The organism is Enterobacter sp. V87_3 (genome assembly GCF_029967835.1).
Lineage (GTDB): Bacteria > Pseudomonadota > Gammaproteobacteria > Enterobacterales > Enterobacteriaceae > Enterobacter > Enterobacter cancerogenus.
This window is the reverse complement of the sequence record NZ_JASCAM010000010.1, coordinates 335,226-354,089: the sequence shown is the minus strand read 5'-3', so window position 1 is coordinate 354,089 and position 18,864 is coordinate 335,226. Positions and strand designations below refer to the sequence as shown.

The 18,864-nt window shown below is 58.0% G+C and carries 17 protein-coding genes; 12 read left to right on the top strand and 5 right to left on the bottom strand.

What is annotated here, in order from left to right; genetic code table 11:
* Positions 1–5: 5 nt before the first annotated feature.
* The 3 genes from ascB (at position 6) to QLG21_RS02345 (ending at position 3,961) form a co-directional block, all read left to right on the top strand.
* Positions 6–1,400 carry a 6-phospho-beta-glucosidase gene (gene ascB, locus QLG21_RS02355; protein ID WP_282483821.1) on the top strand — a complete coding sequence of 465 codons (1,395 nt, stop codon included), beginning with the start codon at positions 6–8 and terminating at the stop codon, positions 1,398–1,400.
* 327 nt (positions 1,401–1,727) lie between these two features.
* A complete protein-coding gene (mdtQ, locus tag QLG21_RS02350) occupies positions 1,728–3,146 on the top strand; it encodes a multidrug resistance outer membrane protein MdtQ (protein WP_282483820.1) in 1,419 nt (472 codons plus the stop codon).
* Between the two features lie 50 nt (positions 3,147–3,196).
* Positions 3,197–3,961: an SDR family oxidoreductase gene (locus QLG21_RS02345; protein ID WP_282483819.1), complete on the top strand. Its 765-nt coding sequence runs from the start codon at positions 3,197–3,199 to the stop codon at positions 3,959–3,961.
* A gap of 80 nt (positions 3,962–4,041) precedes the next feature.
* On the opposite strand, the gene QLG21_RS02340 is transcribed toward QLG21_RS02345, so the two are convergent.
* Positions 4,042–4,611, bottom strand: a complete 570-nt coding sequence (locus tag QLG21_RS02340; RefSeq protein WP_006176403.1) for a DedA family protein — start codon at positions 4,609–4,611, stop codon at positions 4,042–4,044.
* Between the two features lie 157 nt (positions 4,612–4,768).
* On the opposite strand from QLG21_RS02340, the gene QLG21_RS02335 reads away from it, so the two are divergent.
* The gene (locus tag QLG21_RS02335) at positions 4,769–5,356 is read left to right on the top strand and encodes a Yip1 family protein (protein ID WP_282483818.1); all 588 of its coding nucleotides are present in this window, start codon (positions 4,769–4,771) and stop codon (positions 5,354–5,356) included.
* 167 nt (positions 5,357–5,523) lie between these two features.
* Positions 5,524–6,444, top strand: a complete 921-nt coding sequence (gene pbpG / locus QLG21_RS02330) for a D-alanyl-D-alanine endopeptidase (RefSeq protein ID WP_153688103.1) — start codon at positions 5,524–5,526, stop codon at positions 6,442–6,444.
* Positions 6,445–6,541: 97 nt separating this feature from the next.
* Here the strand turns inward: pbpG and QLG21_RS02325 are convergent, their stop codons facing one another.
* Entirely contained in the window at positions 6,542–7,096 is a 555-nt protein-coding gene (locus QLG21_RS02325; protein ID WP_042320259.1) for a GNAT family N-acetyltransferase, read from the bottom strand.
* Between the two features lie 112 nt (positions 7,097–7,208).
* Positions 7,209–8,957: a D-lactate dehydrogenase gene (dld, locus tag QLG21_RS02320; protein WP_058609817.1), complete on the bottom strand. Its 1,749-nt coding sequence runs from the start codon at positions 8,955–8,957 to the stop codon at positions 7,209–7,211.
* A gap of 189 nt (positions 8,958–9,146) precedes the next feature.
* Here dld and bglX point away from each other — a divergent pair, with 189 nt between their 5' ends.
* From bglX to QLG21_RS02295, 5 genes are all read left to right on the top strand, one after another.
* Entirely contained in the window at positions 9,147–11,444 is a 2,298-nt protein-coding gene (gene bglX / locus QLG21_RS02315; RefSeq protein ID WP_282483817.1) for a beta-glucosidase BglX, read from the top strand.
* 147 nt (positions 11,445–11,591) lie between these two features.
* Positions 11,592–12,509, top strand: coding sequence for an ABC transporter substrate-binding protein (locus QLG21_RS02310; protein ID WP_058609815.1), 918 nt, complete (start codon positions 11,592–11,594; stop codon positions 12,507–12,509).
* Between the two features lie 12 nt (positions 12,510–12,521).
* Positions 12,522–13,679, top strand: a complete 1,158-nt coding sequence (locus QLG21_RS02305; RefSeq protein WP_282483815.1) for an ABC transporter permease — start codon at positions 12,522–12,524, stop codon at positions 13,677–13,679.
* On the top strand, positions 13,672–14,622 hold the full coding sequence (locus tag QLG21_RS02300) for an ABC transporter ATP-binding protein (RefSeq protein WP_006176393.1): 951 nt from the start codon (positions 13,672–13,674) through the stop codon (positions 14,620–14,622). Before QLG21_RS02305 ends, QLG21_RS02300 begins: the two co-directional genes overlap by 8 nt.
* A complete protein-coding gene (locus tag QLG21_RS02295) occupies positions 14,606–15,343 on the top strand; it encodes an ABC transporter permease (RefSeq protein WP_282483814.1) in 738 nt (245 codons plus the stop codon). The genes QLG21_RS02300 and QLG21_RS02295 overlap by 17 nt, the downstream gene beginning before the upstream one ends.
* On the opposite strand, the gene QLG21_RS02290 is transcribed toward QLG21_RS02295, so the two are convergent.
* Positions 15,318–15,431, bottom strand: coding sequence for a protein YohO (locus tag QLG21_RS02290; RefSeq protein WP_071599713.1), 114 nt, complete (start codon positions 15,429–15,431; stop codon positions 15,318–15,320). The genes QLG21_RS02295 and QLG21_RS02290 overlap by 26 nt on opposite strands.
* Positions 15,432–15,500: 69 nt before the next feature.
* Positions 15,501–16,241 carry an HTH-type transcriptional regulator MlrA gene (mlrA, locus tag QLG21_RS02285; RefSeq protein WP_006176391.1) on the bottom strand — a complete coding sequence of 247 codons (741 nt, stop codon included), beginning with the start codon at positions 16,239–16,241 and terminating at the stop codon, positions 15,501–15,503.
* A gap of 217 nt (positions 16,242–16,458) precedes the next feature.
* Between mlrA and QLG21_RS02280 the strand changes: the two genes are divergently transcribed.
* A complete protein-coding gene (locus QLG21_RS02280; RefSeq protein WP_282483813.1) occupies positions 16,459–18,144 on the top strand; it encodes a sensor histidine kinase in 1,686 nt (561 codons plus the stop codon).
* Positions 18,138–18,857, top strand: a complete 720-nt coding sequence (gene btsR, locus QLG21_RS02275; RefSeq protein ID WP_006176389.1) for a two-component system response regulator BtsR — start codon at positions 18,138–18,140, stop codon at positions 18,855–18,857. Before QLG21_RS02280 ends, btsR begins: the two co-directional genes overlap by 7 nt.
* The last annotated feature ends 7 nt before the right edge of the window (positions 18,858–18,864 follow it).

Here is an 18,864-nt window from a genome sequence, read left to right as displayed (position 1 = left end):
ACGTGATGAAGACTTTCCCGGATGATTTTTTATGGGGCGGCGCGCTGGCCGCGAATCAGGTAGAGGGGGCTTATCAGGAAGATGGCAAAGGGCTGTCTACCTCTGACGTGCAGCCGCAGGGCGTGTTTGGCCCGGTGGTGGAGCGCGTGGAGGGTGACAGCGGCATCAAGGACGTCGCCATCGATTTCTACCATCGCTACCCGGAAGACATCAAACTGTTTGCCGAAATGGGCTTTAGCTGCCTGCGCGTGTCCATTGCCTGGACGCGGATCTTCCCGAACGGTGACGAGCAGCAACCAAATGAGGCGGGGCTGGCGTACTATGACAGGCTATTTGACGAGCTGGCCGCGCATGACATCACCCCGCTGGTAACGCTGTCGCACTACGAAATGCCGTGGGGGCTGGTTAAGCAGTACGGCGGCTGGGGCAATCGCAAGACGATAGGCTTCTTTGAACATTACGCTCGCACCGTATTTGCGCGCTATGGGGGGAAGGTCAAGCTGTGGCTGACCTTCAATGAAATCAACATGTCGCTGCATGCGCCGATGACCGGCGTCGGCCTGCCGGAGTCCAGCAGTAAAGGCGAAGTGTATCAGGCGATCCATCATCAGCTGGTGGCGAGTGCCCTGGCGGTAAAAGCCTGTCACGACATCATTCCGGACGCCAGAATTGGCAACATGCTGCTGGGCGGTTTGATGTACCCGCTGACCTGCAAACCGGAAGACGTGCTTGAAGCCTTGCAGGAGAACCGTGCCTGGCAGTTCTTCGGCGATGTGCAGTGCCGCGGTGCCTATCCGGGGTATATGCTGCGTTTCTTCCGTGACAACGGTATTGAAATAGCGATAACCGATGCTGACCGCGAGGCGCTGAAATCGACCGTTGATTTTATCTCGTTCAGTTACTACATGACGGGCTGTGTCACCACCGATGAGGCGTTGAACCAGCAGGCGCGCGGCAATATTCTGAGCATGGTCCCTAACCCGCACCTGGCAAGCTCCGAGTGGGGCTGGCAGATTGACCCTGTCGGCCTGCGTACGCTGCTGAACGTGCTGTGGGATCGCTATCAAAAGCCGCTGTTTATCGTGGAGAATGGTCTCGGCGCGAAGGATAAACCGGACGCCAGCGGTGTGGTACAGGATGATTACCGCATCAGCTACCTGAACGATCATCTGGTCCAGGTGCGCGAAGCCCTTGACGATGGCGTGGAGGTGATGGGGTATACCAGCTGGGGACCCATCGATCTGGTCAGCGCATCGAAAGCGGAACTGTCCAAACGCTACGGCTTTATTTACGTTGATCGCGATGACAGCGGAGAAGGTACGCTGGCGCGAAGCCGCAAGAAAAGTTTCTACTGGTATAAAGAGGTGATTGCCACCAACGGCGGCTCCCTCAAGGGCTGATTGAAAAAGTGTTTGCCCGGCAACTCGCCGGGCAGACGCGTCAGAAAATCATCTTGAATACACCGGTGACCACCAGCAGCCCTATCAGAAATATAATTAAAATAACCCACAATAGTATTTTCATTCGCTTCTCCTGCGCTTGTTTGTTCCCGGTAAGTGTAGCAGTCAATTTATAAGCGTGATGAATGCATCCATATAATTAATTACTAAGGAAAATAATTTTCTGATTATGAAAATGTATGACAAAGTGCGGATTGCCACGCGTTACTAAAAAAAGGGACGGTTTCAAGCGTAATTTGCGCCTTTATTTTTTGAGTGCATAACGTCATGAAGCGTTCTCTTATTCTTTCTCTTAATACCTCTCTGATTTTATTCCTGACCGCGTGCGCCCCGCAGCTTCCCACAGTGACGGGGATAACTGCGCAACCGGTCGCCTCTGCCGTTAACGCCCACCTGTCCCGTATTGACTGGCCAAAAAGCGAATGGTGGAAAGACTTCAACGATCCGCAGCTTAACGAACTGATTGCCAAAGCCTTGCAGGACGCGCCGGATATGCAGATTGCCCGGCAGCGAATCACCCTGGCCGAGGCGCAGGCCAAAGCCACGATGGCCGCCGACGGCCCGCAAATCGATTTTTCAGCCGATGCCGAGCGGCAAAAAATGTCGGCAGAAGGGCTGATGGGGCCGTTTGCCCTAACTGACCCGGCAGCGGGTACTACCGGGCCATGGTATACCAACGGCACCTTTGGCCTGACGGCGGGCTGGGATCTGGATTTGTGGGGGAAAAACCGCGCGCAGGTCGAGTCCCGTATCGGCAGGGTCAATGCCCAAAAAGCCGAACTGGAACAGACCCGCCAGCTTCTTGCCAGCAGCGTGGCGCGGCTCTACTGGGCGTGGCAAACCCAGTCTGCGGTCGCCGGGGTGCTTACCCGGATCAAACATGAGCAGGAGAATATCATTGGGGCCGACGTGGAGTTATATCAGCACGGGATCACTTCCTCTGTGGAGGGGATAGAAACCGATATCAACGCCAGCAAAACCGATGAACACATAGCCGATGTGAACGGCAAAATGAGAACGATTGAGGCCCGACTGGAAGCCTTGACCCATACTACGTCGCTGAAACTCACGCCTCATGCGCTGCCCGCTGTTGAAGCGTCATTGCCGACCACGCTGGGCTACGAACTCCTGGCCCGCCGGCCCGATCTGCAAGAGGCCCGCTGGTATATCGAAGCCTCCATGAGCGAGGTCGACGCCGCCAAAGCCGCTTTTTATCCGGATGTGAACGTCATGGCGTTTCTGCAACAGGATGCCCTGCACCTGAGCGATCTGTTCCGCTCCTCGGCGCAGCAGATGGGCGTGACGGCCGGGCTGACGTTACCGATTTTTGACAGCGGCAGGCTGAACGCCAGCCTGGATATCGCTCAGGCCCAAAATAATCTTTCGGTGGCGAACTACAACAAAGCCGTGGTGGAGGCCGTCAATCAGGTGGCGCGCACGGCCAGCGAAGTGGAAACCCTGACGGCGAAAAACCAGCATCAGCAGAAGGTTGAAAAAGAGGCGGCACGCGTGGTGTCACTGGCGCAGGCGCGCTTCAGGGCGGGGATCGTGGCAGGCTCGCGCGTCAGCGAAGCCAGCATTCCGGCGCTGCAGGAGCGTATCGCCGGGTTGATGCTTCAGGGCGAGTACGTCGACGCCACGCTGCAGCTGACGTCTGCCCTGGGCGGCGGATATCGCCACGGCTAAATCCGGGCGTTATCTATACTTACCTCTCTGCACATTTTCAGGAGGTGAGTATGACCCGAGTTGCAATTGTCACCGCTTCAGATTCCGGGATAGGTAAAACCACGGCGCTGATGCTGGCTGAAAGAGGCTTTGATATCGGCGTAACCTGGCACTCCGACGAGAAAGGCGCGCTCGAAACCTGCCGTGAGGTGGAGGCGCTCGGACAGCGGGCGGAAGCCATCCATCTGGATTTGAGTACGCTCCCGGAAGGGGCAAAGGCGATTGAAACGCTTATTGCGCGTTTAGGGCGGCTGGACGTGCTGGTCAACAACGCTGGCGCGATGGCCAAGGCGCCGTTTCTCGAGATGAAATATGAGGACTGGCGGGGCATTTTCACCGTGGACGTTGACGGGGCGTTTCTCTGTTCGCAGATCGCCGCCCGCCAGATGGTGAAGCAGGGGGAGGGCGGAAGGATCGTGAACATCACCTCGGTGCATGAGCATACGCCTTTACCCGATGCCAGCGCCTACACGGCGGCAAAACACGCCCTGGGTGGGCTAACCAAGTCGATGGCGCTGGAGCTGGTGGGCCACAACATTCTGGTGAATGCCGTGGCCCCCGGCGCTATCGCCACCCCGATGAACGACATGGACGACAGCGAGGTGAAGGCGGGTTCGATGCCGGCTATCCCGCTGGCGAGACCGGGGCACACCAAAGAGATTGCCAGCCTGGTGGCGTGGCTTTGCGACAATGATGCCAGCTATACCACGGGGCAATCGTTTATTGTCGACGGCGGATTTATGCTGGCGAATCCGCAGTTTAAACCTGCGGAGTAGGTTTCCCTCACCCTGACCCTCTCCCAAATGGAGAGGGAACGTGATACCCGAGGGGGCGGGGGTAAGGGCATCAGGCCGCACTACTCCTCCCGCTTTTTCTCACGGTGCTTCAGCCACAGCCTCACCGCAATCACTGCCACGACCACCAGAATCAGCCACGCCCAGTGTTTGAGATGCTGATCGAGGTTATGCAGCCACGGGCCAATCACTTCGCCACCCGCGTAGCCGAGAGTGGTAAAGATCAGCGCCCAGGCGATCGCGCCAAGGATATTCAGCGGCAGGAAAATTTTAGGGGGTAACCGGCTGGCCCCGATCAGTATCGGCCCGATGATGCGGAATCCGTACATAAAGCGGGTGCCAATGACGAAAAGATAGGGATGGCGCTGGATAAGCCTCTGCGCCCGGTTGATTTTCTTGCGGTGCTTCGAAAACCGCCTGAGCAGCGTTGGCCCAAAGCGTAACCCGAGGAAGTAGAGAAGCTGGTCGCCTATCATGCCGCCCAGCGCCACGGCGGCGACAACCAGCGGAAATTTCAGCAATCCCTGATGTGCCGCAACCCCTCCTAACAGGGTGATGGTTTCGCCTTCCGCCACGCTTCCGACAACCAGCGCAGCGTATCCATAGTGTTCAATCAGACCATTAATATCCATTAAGTAAGCGTAGTCTCCCTCAGCGTGCCTGCATTAATCATATACCCCATGAATAAATAACGCGGCAATCAAGGCAAATTTCCTGCTGTACATAAAATAATCGACAGCCTGCATTATACTTAGGCTATCGCTGACGGGCCGACAACAAGGGGGCGCTATGAACCATGTCTGGGGACTCTTCTCCCATCCCGATCGTGAAATGCACGTAATCAGAAGCGAGAACGAAACGGTTGCGCATCATTACACGCACCATGTACTGCTGATGGCAGCGGTGCCGGTGATCTGCGCGTTTATTGGTACGACTCAAATCGGCTGGAACTTTGGTGATGGCACCGTGGTCCAGCTCTCCTGGTTCACCGGGCTGGGGCTTGCGGTGCTGTTCTATGGCCTGATGCTGGCCGGTGTTGCCATCATGGGACGCGTCATCTACTGGATGGCACGCAACTACCCGAAGCGTCCATCGCTGGCGAACTGCATGATCTTCGCCGGATACGTCGCGACGCCGCTGTTCTTAAGCGGCATTGTTGCGCTCTATCCGCTGGTCTGGCTGTGCGCGCTGGTCGGTACGGTCGCACTCTTTTATACCGGCTATTTGCTGTACCTGGGTATTCCCACCTTCCTGAATATCAATAAAGAAGAGGGCCTGAGCTTCTCCAGCTCAACGCTTGCCATTGGCGTACTGGTACTGGAGGCGTTACTGGCGCTGACGGTGATTCTTTGGGGCTATGGTTACCGTCTCTTCTAGGCGTATTGCATTGCTGGCGTAAATGCCAGCAATGCAGCATCTGTTCACGATTAACTGCTGGCGACAACGCACAGTGCCCGCTATGATGCCGAAGCCAGCCTGCATTTACCCATCCATGCAGGCGGTGTACGTCATTACGTGCGTGAATAATTACCAGAAGTCTCACCATGTTAAAATTCCGAGTCTCTTTACTTAGCCTGGCGCTGTTGCTGGGAGCGTCTGTTGCCGCACCGGTGATGGCCAAAACACCCGCGGTAACCACCGCTGCGCAACCGCAAATTGCGTCCGGCAGCGCGATGATCGTGGATCTGAACACCAACAAGGTGATTTACGCCAGCCATCCGGACCTGGTGCGCCCGATCGCCTCGATAACCAAATTAATGACCGCGATGGTGGTGCTTGATGCACGACTGCCGCTGGATGAAAAGCTGAAGGTGGATATCAGCCACACGCCGGAGATGAAAGGGATCTACTCTCGCGTGCGTCTGAACAGTGAGATCAGCCGTAAAAATATGATGCTGCTGGCGCTGATGTCCTCTGAGAACCGTGCGGCGGCGAGCCTGGCGCATCATTATCCGGGCGGCTATGACGCGTTTATTCGTGCCATGAATGCCAAAGCCAAATCGCTGGGGATGACCAACACCCGCTTTGTGGAGCCTACGGGCCTGTCGATTCATAACGTCTCGACGGCGCGGGATTTGACGAAGCTGCTGGTCGCCAGCAAACGCTATCCGCTGCTCGGCCAGCTCAGCACCACGCGTGAAGATATGGCGACGTTCTCGAACCCTCCGTACACGCTGCCGTTCCGCAACACCAACCATCTGGTGTATCGCGATAACTGGAATATTCAGTTAACCAAAACGGGCTTTACCAACGCGGCGGGGCACTGCCTGGTGATGCGCACCGTGTTCAACGGCAAACCGGTGGCGCTGGTGGTGATGGATGCGTTCGGGAAATATACCCACTTCGCGGATGCCAGCCGCCTGCGTACCTGGATTGAGACCGGGAAAGTGCAGCCGGTGCCGGCTTCAGCGCTGGCGTATAAGAAGCAGAAAGCAGAACAGATGGCGACCGCACAGAACGATTGAGCCGTTTGTGAGCGCCGGGTGGCGGCTTCGCCTTACCCGGCCTACAAGGGCGTCGCATGCAGGCCCGGTAAGCGACGCCGCCCAGGGCAACAGCGACTTACTCCGGCAGCGTCCAGTCCCCGTCGTTAAGCGGGCGCTGCATAATCAACGTATCCCGCCAGTCCCCTTTCTTGTAGCCCACGCTTCGCAGTTGGCCGACGACTTCAAAGCCGTGCTTTTTATGTAAACGCAGCGACCCGGCATTGTTATTCCCGTCACCGACAACCGCAATCATCTGTCGCCACGGACCCTTTTCACAGCGCGCAATCAGCGCATCCATCAGCGCCGATCCAAAACCGCGTCCGGTGGTGCTGGCGTCGACGTAAATCGATTCTTCAAGCGTGAAACGGTAGGCGGGGCGGGGGCGGTAGTAGGTCGCATAGCAATAGCCCACCACAATCCCACGATAGAGCACAACCAGCCATGGCAGACCTTTGTCGGCAACGTTTTGCATGCGCTGACGCATTTCATCGACGGTGGGGGGAACCTCTTCAAACGACGCACGGCCGTGAAGGACATGCCATGCATAGATGGCCGAAATGGCATGCGCATCGTCAGGAAGGGCGTCGCGCACGTCGACTTCAGTTTCAGACAAAATATCAACAGCCGACATGATGTGCCTGCTCCTCAACATGGAAAGCCAGAGAAACGTTTCTCTGGCGTCAGGCACCTACTCTAGTATGTTTGAGGACTGCTTAACAATCTCTTAAATTTGGCTGTAGGAACTAATCAGAGGCTTGCGTATTGTGCGGCTCCGCGTCAGCCGACTCTTTCCAGTATTTATTCCGCGTAGTCTTACCAATGCCGGGATTCATACTGTTTGTAGGGTCATTTTCGCGATAAAACCGTTTAAGCGTCTCGGGCGCTTCGTATAAATGCCCAACGTTATGTTCCGCCGGATATTGTGCCCCGCGAGCGCGCAGCAGCGTCAGCATCTGCTCTTTCAGGGCGTGTGCATCGACCCCTTTCTTGACGATGTAATCCTGATGGAAGACGTAGCACATAAAGTGACCGTAGTAGAGCTTGTGCACCAGCTTGCTGTCGAACTCCGGCGGCAGGTGTTCAAACCATTCGGTATCGTTACGCCGCAGGGCAATGTCCAGCGCCAGAATATCTTCCACCTCGTCGGAATGAACCGCCTGATAGCGAATGGCCGCGCCCGCCGCCGCGAAGCGGTGCAGGAAGGCTTTGCTGCCTTCTTCCGGCGTACAGGCAAAGAAATCCCCGTCGGCGGTTTTGAAGAACTCGGTCAGCCAGGTCTGCGCTTCGGCAATGCCATCGCCGGCCATCTTCAGCAGCAGATGATGTTCGTACCTGTCGCGCCAGGTTTTCATTCTTTCAGGTAAATGCGCCGGGAAGACGTTGCCGAGTTTCTGCATGAAGCGGTCGGTAAAGTGCGGCTTAAACAGCGGCACTTTTTCCAGCATTGCGTCGGTGCGGCCCTTCATCGTAAAGAAGAACGGCATTTTGTCGGTACCGAGCTTGTCGATCATCAGGAAGGTGTCTTTACCGTAACGCTCGGCGATGTCGTAGATATCGCGATGCATATACTCGCCTGCCACCGGCAGATGGGTAAAGTTGCCAAGAATGTGGCGGCGGATCTCGGTCAGTACGCCTGGCTCATTGGTGCCGATGTAGAACACCTGCTGGTTTTTTTCAGCCGGGAAAGTGTCCAGGCGCACGGCGAAGACGGCAAGCTTGCCCGCGCAGCCGGAGGATTCAAACAGACGGTCCGGGTCAGCGTTATAGCGCGCCGGGGTCTGGGCTTCTATGTCGCGCACGCGGGTTACGTAGTCATGGTCGTGAGCATGACGTCCGTCGTGCTGAACGTCTTCATCCCGCACGCGATCGTCGTCGAGCTTGCTGAGAATTTGCTCCGGCGTCACGCCCAGATCGATCCCCAGATGGTTCACCAGCGTCAGTTTGCCGTTCTCGTCGATACGGGCGAAAAGGGACATTTCGGTGTAAGCCGGGCCGCGCTGCACCAGCGAGCCGCCGGAGTTGTTGCAGATCCCGCCCACCACGGAGGCGCCGATGCAGGAGGAGCCGATCACCGAATGCGGTTCGCGTCCCAACGGCTTGAGCGCTTTTTCCAGGGAATACAGGGTGGTGCCGGGGAAGGCAAGCACCTGTTCGCCTTTATCCAGCAGGTGCAGTTTGTCGAGACGCAGCGTGCTGATAATCACGATGTCGCGATCGTAATCATTGCCGTTCGGCGTTGAGCCTTCCGTCAGACCGGTATTGGCGGCCTGCATCAGAATAATTTTGTCGGCGGTGACGCAGGCGCTCAGTACACGCCACAGTTCCAGCAGCGTGCCGGGGAAGACCACCGCCAGGGCGTCGCCCTGTCCGGAACGAAAGCCCTTGCGGTAGCGCGCGGTTTTGGCCGGGTCGGTAAGCAGGTGAGAGGAGCCAACCAGGCGCGACAGTTCGTTAATAAATGCGGTGTTATCGTGAGATCGAACAGAAGACATCTTCCACTCCTTGTGGTGGGGCAAATTTCTCGCTGTAAAGCATAGCGCGATTAATCGTCAAGCGGTCTACTATTCATGAGAAAAATCAGAGAATAACCCTGCACGGATCAAAGGGTTTATGGCACACTGCGCTTTTCGCACGGGCTGGCCGAGGGCTGCCGGCGGTTATTGATGAGAGAGTAAAACGACATGAAATGGCTATGTTCGGTAGGTGTCGCCGTTAGCCTGGCGCTGCAACCTGCGCTGGCAGACGATTTGTTTGGTAATCATCCGCTCACGCCTGAAGCCCGTGATGCATTTGTCACCGAGCTGCTCAAGAAGATGACGGTCGATGAGAAAATTGGCCAGCTGCGTCTGATCAGCGTCGGCCCGGATAACCCGAAAGAGGCTATCCGCGACATGATCAAGGAGAGCCAGGTCGGGGCCATTTTTAACACCGTTACCCGCCAGGATATCCGCAAAATGCAGGATCAGGTGATGGAACTCAGCCGCCTGAAAATCCCTCTCTTTTTCGCCTATGACGTGCTGCACGGCCAGCGCACCGTCTTCCCAATCAGCCTCGGCTTAGCCTCCTCCTTTAACCTTGACGCGGTAAAAACCGTCGGGCGTATTTCCGCCTATGAAGCGGCGGACGACGGCCTGAACATGACCTGGGCACCGATGGTCGACGTCTCCCGCGATCCGCGCTGGGGCCGCGCGTCGGAAGGCTTCGGTGAAGACACCTACTTAACCGCCACGATGGGGAAAACCATGGTGGAAGCGATGCAGGGCAAAAGCCCGGCGGACCGCTACTCGGTAATGACCAGCGTCAAACACTTCGCGGCCTACGGCTCGGTGGAAGGCGGAAAAGAGTACAACACCGTGGACATGAGCCCGCAGCGCCTGTTCAACGACTACATGCCGCCGTATAAAGCGGGGCTGGATGCGGGCAGCGGCGCGGTGATGGTGGCGCTGAACTCCCTGAACGGCACGCCTGCAACCTCCGACGCCTGGCTGCTGAAAGACGTGTTACGTGACCAGTGGGGCTTTAAGGGCATCACCGTCTCGGATCACGGCGCGATTAAAGAGCTGATTAAACACGGCACGGCCGCCGATCCGGAAAATGCGGTACGCGTGGCGCTTAAGTCCGGCATCAACATGAGCATGAGCGACGAGTATTACAGCAAATACCTGCCGGGGCTGGTGAAAAGCGGCAAAGTGACGATGGCCGAGCTGGACGACGCCACCCGCCACGTGCTGAACGTTAAATATGACATGGGGCTGTTTAACGATCCGTACAGCCACCTCGGGCCGAAAGACTCTGACCCGGCGGACACCAACGCCGAAAGCCGTCTGCACCGCAAAGAAGCGCGCGAAGTGGCGCGTGAAAGCCTGGTGCTGCTGAAAAACCGCCTCGACACGCTGCCGCTGAAGAAATCCGGCACCATTGCCGTGGTCGGCCCGCTGGCCGACAGCAAGCGCGACGTGATGGGCAGTTGGTCCGCCGCGGGCGTTGCCGCTCAGTCCGTAACCGTGCTGACCGGCATTAAGAGCGCCGTCGGGGATAATGCGAAAGTGGTGTACGCCAAAGGGGCGAACGTCACCAACGATAAAGATATCGTCACCTTCCTCAATCAGTATGAAGAAGCCGTGAAGGTCGATCCGCGTACGCCGAAGGAGATGATCGACGAAGCGGTTAACGCCGCGAAGCAGTCCGACGTGGTGGTGGCCGTGGTGGGTGAAGCGCAGGGGATGGCGCACGAAGCCTCCAGCCGTACCGACATTACGATTCCGCAGAGCCAGCGCGATCTGATCGCCGCCCTGAAAGCGACCGGTAAGCCGCTGGTACTGGTGCTGATGAACGGTCGCCCGCTGGCGCTGGTGAAAGAAGATCAGCAGGCTGATGCGATTCTCGAAACCTGGTTCGCCGGGACCGAAGGCGGTAACGCCATCGCCGACGTGCTGTTTGGGGATTACAACCCGTCCGGCAAGCTGCCGATGTCCTTCCCGCGCTCCGTCGGGCAGATCCCGGTGTACTACAGCCATCTTAATACTGGCCGTCCGTATAACGCCGATAAGCCGAATAAGTACACCTCCCGTTACTTCGACGAAGCCAACGGCCCGCTGTATCCGTTTGGCTATGGCCTGAGCTACACCACTTTCACGGTGTCTGACGTGAAAATGTCGGCTCCGACCATGACCCGTGACGGCAGCGTCACCGCCAGCGTGGACGTGACCAACAGCGGCAAGCGTGACGGCGCAACGGTGATCCAGATGTACGTTCAGGACGTTACCGCGTCCATGAGCCGTCCGGTGAAGCAGCTGCGTGGTTTTGAGAAGGTGGATCTCAAGCCTGGTGAGACCAAAACGGTGAGTTTCCCGATTGACGTCAACGCGCTGAAGTTCTGGAACCAGCAGATGAAATACGATGCTGAACCGGGCAAGTTTAACGTCTTTATCGGCGTAGATTCCGCCCGCGTGAATAAAGGCGAGTTCGAGCTGCAGTAACCCTTCCTTTCTCTGACATCCCCCGCAGGCCGGGGGATGTATCTTACCTTATGCTAAAAAGGCATTTTGACGGTTAAATCCGCCGTTTTAAGCTACGCTTTTCTCTCAAGCCTCTGAAAAAGGCGATAAAAAAATGAGGACAGCGGAATGACGAAGACAAAGGGGATTCTAGGCGCGGCGGCATTACTGGCGGCGCTGAGCCTGCCATTGCAGGCCGCCGAGCCGGTGAAGGTTGGCTCAAAGATCGATACCGAAGGGGCGTTGCTCGGCAATATCATTTTGCAGGTGCTTGAGAGCCATGGTGTGAAAACCGTCAATAAAGTGCAGCTTGGTACCACGCCGGTGGTGCGCGGCGCGATCGTTTCGGGCGAACTGGATATCTATCCTGAATACACCGGTAACGGCGCTTTCTTCTTTAAAGATGAAAACGACGCGGCATGGAAAAACGCCAAAGCCGGTTATGAGAAGGTCAAAAAGCTGGATGCGGAACAGAACAAACTGGTCTGGCTGACGCCTGCACCAGCCAACAACACCTGGACCATTGCGGTGCGCAAAGATGTTGCTGAGAAAGGCAAGCTGACGTCGCTTGAGGATCTGAGCCGCTATCTGAAAGAGAAGGGCGATATCAAGCTTGCCGCCTCTGCGGAGTTCATCGAACGCCCCGACGCGCTTCCTGCCTTTGAAAAAGCCTACGATTTTAAACTCGACCAGTCGCAACTCCTCTCCCTGGCGGGCGGCGATACCGCGGTGACCATTAAGGCGGCCGCGCAGCAGACCTCCGGCGTGAATGCGGCGATGGCCTACGGAACCGACGGCCCAGTGGCCGCGCTGGGCCTGCAAACCTTAACCGATCCAAAAGGCGTCCAGCCGATTTATGCCCCGGCACCGGTAGTGCGTGAGGCGGTCCTCAAAGCCTATCCGCAGATTGGCGACTGGCTTAAGCCGGTCTTTGAAAAGCTGGATGAAAAAACGCTGCAGCAGCTCAATGCCAACATTGCCGTTGAAGGACTGGATGCCAAAAAAGTGGCTGCCGACTTCCTGAAACAACAAGGGCTTGTGAAGTAACAGGGAAAGGCTGTGCCAATAAAATGTCATAACCGCGTACTGCTGCTGTTGGTAATTGTCGCCCTCGCCGCCGTCGCGTTACCCTTTGTGAACGTTGCGCCCAATCGCCTGGTCTCGGGCGAAGGGCGCGCGATCTGGACTATCTGGTCATTTACGCCAGCGCTGCTTGCCGCCGCGCTGGCTGTGCTGATCGCCTTATCCCTGTGGTCATCGCGTTTATCCCTCTGGCTGTCACTCGTGCTTTGTGAAGCGCTGTTTATTGCGCTGTTCTGGAGCGCGGGGCTGGCGGCGACGCAGATGACCTCGCTTGAAAGCCCCCTTGCGCGAACGTCGATAGGCAGCGGTCTGTGGCTGTGGCTGGCGCTGTGCCTGCTGGCCTGCAGCGATGCGATCCGCCGCCTGATGCCGATGTCCGCCTGGCGCTGGCTGCTTAACGCCCAGCTCTGGTGTATTCCACTGGTGCTGCTGTTCAGCGGCGAGCTGAACGACCTGTCGTTATTAAAAGAGTATGCCAATCGTCAGGAGGTGTTTGACGATGCGCTCGCGCAGCACCTGACCATCCTGTTCGGTACGCTGGTACCGGCCCTGCTGGTGGGCGTACCGCTGGGCATGTGGTGCTATCGCCATCCCTCGCGCCAGGGTGGGGTGTTCACTGTACTTAACGTTATCCAGACCATCCCGTCCGTTGCGCTGTTCGGCCTGCTGATCGCACCGCTGGCGGGGCTGGTGCAATCCTTTCCGGCGCTTGGCTCGTTGGGCATCGCGGGAACCGGGCTTACGCCGGCGCTGATTGCCCTGGTGCTGTATGCGCTGATGCCGCTGGTCCGTGGCGTCGTGGCCGGGCTGGGGCAGGTCTCGTCTGACGTGCTGGAGAGCGCGCAGGCGATGGGCATGAGCGCCCGCCAGTGTTTCTGGAAAATCCAGCTGCCGCTTGCGCTTCCTTTGCTGGTGCGCAGCCTGCGGGTAGTGACGGTGCAAACCGTGGGCATGGCGGTGATTGCCGCGCTGATTGGTGCGGGCGGCTTCGGTGCGCTGGTATTCCAGGGGCTGCTCAGCAGCGCGCTGGACTTAGTGCTGCTCGGGGTGATCCCCACCATCGCGCTGGCGGTCGTGCTTGATGCGCTGTTTGCCTTGTGGCTCGCGTTGCTCAGGAGAAGAGCCAATGATTGAATTTAACGATGTCAGTAAAACCTTTGCGGGCCGTCCGGCGGCAAGCCATCTGAACCTGAATTTTGCCGAGGGCGCATTTTCCGTGCTGATCGGCACCTCAGGGTCAGGTAAATCCACCACCCTGAAGATGATCAACCGCCTGGTCGAGCACGACAGCGGGCAGATCCGCTTTGCCGGAGAAGAGATTCGCAGCCTGCCAGTGCTGGAACTGCGCCGTCGCATGGGGTACGCCATTCAGTCCATCGGCCTGTTCCCGCACTGGACGGTGGCGCAAAATATCGCCACGGTGCTACAGCTGGAAAAATGGAGTCGACGCAGCATCGACGAGCGCGTGGATGAGCTGATGGCCCTGTTAGGGCTGGAGCCTGCGCTGCGCGACCGTTATCCGCACCAGCTTTCCGGCGGGCAGCAGCAGCGGGTCGGGGTAGCGCGCGCGCTGGCCGCCAACCCGCAGGTGCTGCTGATGGATGAACCTTTCGGCGCGCTCGATCCGGTTACGCGCGCGGCCCTGCAGGCAGAGATGACGCGCATCCACCGCATTCTTGGGCGCACCATCGTTCTCGTGACCCACGATATCGATGAAGCGCTGCGGCTGGCCGACCACCTGGTGTTGATGGACAACGGCGAAGTGATCCAGCAGGGGACGCCGCTGGCGCTGTTGAGCCATCCGACCAATGATTTTGTCCGCGAGTTTTTTGGCCGCAGCGAGCTGGGCGTCAGGCTGCTCTCCCTGCGCACGGTGGGCGAGTACATGCGGCGGGGCGATGCGTCGCCTGGCGGCGAACCGCTTCAGGAACAGATGAGCCTGCGCGATGCGCTTTCGGCCTTCGTGGCGCGCCAGTGCGAGGCGCTGCCGGTCTGTGATGCGCAGGGGACACTCTGCGGCGCGCTGCATTTCCGCGATCTGCTGGTGGGGGAGGTGGCGCGTGAAGTGGATGCGTGATCCGCTGCCCTGGCTGGTGGGGCTTTTTCTGGTCTTGCTTTGGGCCATGCCTTACAGCGCCGGGCTGTTTAGTACCCTGTTTCCTGACCTGCCGCGTCCGGTTTATCAGCAGGAGAGCTTTATCAATCTTGCGCTGGCGCATGCCTGGCTGGTGATCCTCTCAAGCGTCGTGGCGATTGTAATTGGCGTGGGGGCCGGGATTGCGGTAACGAGTCCATCCGGCAAGGAGTTTCGCCCGCTGGTGGAGACGATAGCCGCTATTGGACAAACTTTTCCGCCGGTCGCGGTGCTGGCCATTGCGGTGCCGGTGATGGGCTTTGGTCAGGTGCCAGCGATTGTCGCGCTGATCCTGTACGGCGTCTTGCCCATTCTTCAGGGCACGCTGGCGGGGATTGCCTCGGTTCCGGGGTCGGTGCTGAGCGTGGCGGAAGGGATGGGGATGAGCGCCTGGCAGCGGCTTGGCAAGGTGGAGTTGCCGCTTGCGGCACCGGTGATCGTGGCGGGGATCCGCACGTCGGTGATTATCAACATTGGCACCGCGACCATCGCCTCAACGGTGGGAGCTAATACGCTCGGAACGCCGATTATTATCGGCTTAAGCGGGTTTAACACGGCCTATATCATTCAGGGTGCACTGCTCGTCGCGCTGGCGGCTATCGTGGTCGATCGCCTGTTTGAGCGCCTGGCCGTTTATCTCAGCCGACACCGCCGCGTACAATAAATGAGTAACCCGCCAGCATCACGCCGCCGATACCGCTGAGGGCCATCAGCACAAAAAGGGTTATTACGGCCAGTTTAGTTGCCTTCATCATTTGCTCCTGTTGTTAGCGGAACAATTATACGGTGAAGCGCAGCTGTTAATGAACCATTAAATGTCGTTAAGGCTCATTTGGACCAAGCGGGTAAACGGGGTAGCCATGCTCACGCCACTCCGTGAGCAGCTGCTGCTGCGAGGCGGTTGGCACTTCGCCGCACCACACCAGCAGGGTTTGTCCGTCGAAAAGGTCGGGGCGAAGCTGGGGGAGGGAATGTGCCAGTACGTCCACACGCCAGCCCCGCTGGGTGGCGATCCAGGCTTCCAGCCATAGCCGGGTGGTATCGTGAACGTTCCAGCCGACAACCAGCGCATCTTTTCCACCCTTGTTTCTGGCCGATGCAAGAAAGACGGCGATGTAGTTGATGAGTACCCCGTCCAGCATGCTGAGCAGCGCCTGCAGGGTGGTTTGCTGACACTGCAGCCGTCGGCGCAGCGGGATGAAAAGGTGGGTGATCAAGGTCCGGGCGGGATAATCGCGCCCCTGCTCTTTAATCCAGGCACGCAGGCGCTGAAGGTTGCCCGCCTGCAGAAGCCGCAACAGCGTTTCCTGATGCTCGCGCCAGAGATGCTGGGTGTCCGGGTCGTCCTGGCTGAGCAGATCTTTGACTTTGCCCACCTGCACGCCATTGTCGATCCAGCCTTTGATCTCGCGGATGCGGTCGATGTCTGCCTCATTGAACAGACGATGACCGCCGTCGGTTCGCTGCGGCTTCAGTAATCCATAACGTCGCTGCCACGCGCGCAGCGTGACGGGATTGATATCACAAAGGAGTGCCACTTCACCTATCGTGTAAAGCGCCATAGTTGCCCCCGGCTTGCGCGTTCCCAGCTTAACTGTAGACCCAGTTTGGCGAACCAGGAAGAATTGTCGTTTTTTTGAACGAATAATGCCCGTTATGGGTGATATTCGGCAAAAGGTGTGACAGCGAACACGAAATGCGGCTTTTTTGGAATACTTCAAAGAAAGTTTACCGCCATCAGTGTATGTTACGCGTTTTTGAAATGTGCGGTCCCTGCGTATGTACGAGTTCAATCTGGTGCTGCTGCTGCTTCAGCAGATGTGTGTGTTTCTTGTCATCGCCTGGCTGATGAGTAAAACGCGCCTGTTCATCCCGCTGATGCAAGTGACCGTTCGTCTCCCGCACAAGCTGCTTTGCTACGTCACCTTCTCCATTTTTTGCATCATGGGCACCTATTTCGGGCTGCACATTGAAGACTCCATTGCCAACACGCGCGCCATCGGCGCGGTCATGGGCGGTCTGCTCGGTGGTCCGGTCGTGGGCGGGCTGGTTGGGTTAACCGGCGGATTGCATCGCTACTCAATGGGCGGCATGACGGCGCTAAGCTGCATGATCTCGACCATTGTTGAAGGGCTGCTCGGTGGCCTGGTGCACAGCTACATGATCAAACGCGGACGCCCGGATAAAGTCTTTAGCCCGATCACCGCCGGGGCGATTACCTTCGTGGCGGAGATGGCGCAGATGGCGATTATTTTGCTGATCGCCCGGCCCTACGAAGACGCGCTGCATCTGGTGAGCAGCATTGCCGCACCGATGATGGTGACCAACACCGTCGGGGCCGCGCTGTTTATGCGTATTCTGCTCGACAAGCGCGCGATGTTTGAGAAATACACTTCGGCCTTCTCCGCAACGGCGTTAAAAGTCGCCGCGTCGACCGAAGGGATCCTGCGCCAGGGCTTTAACGAAGAAAACAGCATGAAGGTGGCGCAGGTTCTTTATCAGGAACTGGATATCGGCGCGGTCGCGATTACCGACCGTGAACGGCTATTGGCCTTTACCGGCACCGGGGACGACCACCATCTGCCGGGCAGACCGATCTCTTCCGCGTACACCCTGCGCGCCATCGAGACCGGTGAAGTGGTCTACGCCGACGGCAACGAAGTGCCGTACCGCTGCTCCCTGCATCCGCAGTGCAAGCTCGGCTCTACGCTGGTCATTCCGCTGCGCGGTGAAAATCAGCGGGTGATGGGCACCATCAAGCTTTATGAAGCGAAGAACCGCCTGTTCAGCTCGATCAACCGCACGCTGGGGGAGGGGATCGCCCAGCTGCTGTCGGCCCAGATTCTGGCCGGACAGTATGAACGGCAAAAAGCGCTGCTGACGCAGTCAGAGATCAAACTCCTGCACGCTCAGGTCAACCCGCATTTCCTGTTTAACGCGCTCAACACGCTGAAGGCGGTCATTCGCCGTGACAGCAATCAGGCGGCCCAGCTGGTGCAGTTCCTGTCGACGTTTTTCCGCAAGAACCTCAAGCGTCCGTCGGAAATTGTCACCCTCGCGGATGAAGTCGAGCACGTTAACGCCTATCTGCAAATTGAGCAGGCGCGTTTTCAGTCTCGCCTGCAGGTGTCGCTGTCGGTGCCGGATGAGCTGGCGTACCAGCACCTTCCGGCCTTTACCCTGCAGCCTATTGTCGAGAATGCCATCAAGCACGGCACGTCTCAGCTGTTGGGGATTGGCGAGATCACGATTTCTGCCAGCCGGTTTAACCACCATCTGGTGCTGGATATTGAAGATAACGCCGGGCTTTATGCGCCAACCGCATCAGGCGGTTTGGGCATGAGCCTGGTGGATAAACGCCTGCGTGCGCATTTTGGTGACGACTGCGGGATCACCGTCGCCTGCGAGCCAGACCACTTTACCCGCATTACCTTACGACTGCCGCTGGAGGAAAACGCATGCTGAGAGTGCTGATTGTGGATGATGAGCCGCTCGCACGGGAAAACCTGGGCGTTCTGTTGCAGGAGCACAGTGATATTGAGGTGGTAGGAGAGTGTGCCAATGCCATCGAGGCGATTGGCGCGGTGCACAAGTTGCGCCCGGACGTGCTGTTTCTCGACATCCAGATGCCGCGCATCAGCGGCCTGGAGATGGTGGGGATGCTCGATCCCCAGCACCGTCCCTATATCGTGTTTTTGACGGCCTTTGATGAATATGCCGTGAAAGCCTTTGAAGAACATGCGTTTGATTATCTGCTAAAGCCGATCGAGGAGAAGCGTCTGGAAAAGACGCTGACCCGCCTGCGCCAGGAGCGTGGCGTGCAGGATGTGACCCTGCTGCCGGAGAACCAGCAGCCGCTGAAGTTCATCCCCTGCACCGGACACAGCCGAATTTATCTGCTGCAAATGGATGACGTCGCCTTTGTCAGCAGCCGGCTGAGCGGCGTGTACGTCACCAGCGCCGAGGGCAACGAAGGGTTCACCGAACTGACGCTGCGCACGCTGGAGAGCCGCACCCCGCTGATCCGCTGTCACAGACAGTATCTGGTTAATATGGCGCATCTCAAGGAGATCCGGCTTGAGGATAACGGCCAGGCCGAGCTGGTGCTGCGGGCCGGACAAACGGTTCCCGTCAGCCGCCGCTACCTGAAAAGTTTGAAAGAAGCGATTGGCCTGTAAAACTGGT

Coding starts and splice junctions, on each gene's coding strand:
- QLG21_RS02300 (WP_006176393.1), top strand. CDS start 13,672: ATGATTGAATTTAACGATGTCAGTAAAACCTTTGCGGGCCGTCCGGCG.
- QLG21_RS02310 (WP_058609815.1), top strand. CDS start 11,592: ATGACGAAGACAAAGGGGATTCTAGGCGCGGCGGCATTACTGGCGGCG.
- QLG21_RS02340 (WP_006176403.1), bottom strand. CDS start 4,611: ATGGATATTAATGGTCTGATTGAACACTATGGATACGCTGCGCTGGTT.
- QLG21_RS02345 (WP_282483819.1), top strand. CDS start 3,197: ATGACCCGAGTTGCAATTGTCACCGCTTCAGATTCCGGGATAGGTAAA.
- QLG21_RS02280 (WP_282483813.1), top strand. CDS start 16,459: ATGTACGAGTTCAATCTGGTGCTGCTGCTGCTTCAGCAGATGTGTGTG.
- QLG21_RS02325 (WP_042320259.1), bottom strand. CDS start 7,096: ATGTCGGCTGTTGATATTTTGTCTGAAACTGAAGTCGACGTGCGCGAC.
- mlrA (WP_006176391.1), bottom strand. CDS start 16,241: ATGGCGCTTTACACGATAGGTGAAGTGGCACTCCTTTGTGATATCAAT.
- pbpG (WP_153688103.1), top strand. CDS start 5,524: ATGTTAAAATTCCGAGTCTCTTTACTTAGCCTGGCGCTGTTGCTGGGA.
- dld (WP_058609817.1), bottom strand. CDS start 8,957: ATGTCTTCTGTTCGATCTCACGATAACACCGCATTTATTAACGAACTG.
- btsR (WP_006176389.1), top strand. CDS start 18,138: ATGCTGAGAGTGCTGATTGTGGATGATGAGCCGCTCGCACGGGAAAAC.
- mdtQ (WP_282483820.1), top strand. CDS start 1,728: ATGAAGCGTTCTCTTATTCTTTCTCTTAATACCTCTCTGATTTTATTC.
- QLG21_RS02335 (WP_282483818.1), top strand. CDS start 4,769: ATGAACCATGTCTGGGGACTCTTCTCCCATCCCGATCGTGAAATGCAC.
- ascB (WP_282483821.1), top strand. CDS start 6: ATGAAGACTTTCCCGGATGATTTTTTATGGGGCGGCGCGCTGGCCGCG.
- bglX (WP_282483817.1), top strand. CDS start 9,147: ATGAAATGGCTATGTTCGGTAGGTGTCGCCGTTAGCCTGGCGCTGCAA.
- QLG21_RS02290 (WP_071599713.1), bottom strand. CDS start 15,431: ATGAAGGCAACTAAACTGGCCGTAATAACCCTTTTTGTGCTGATGGCC.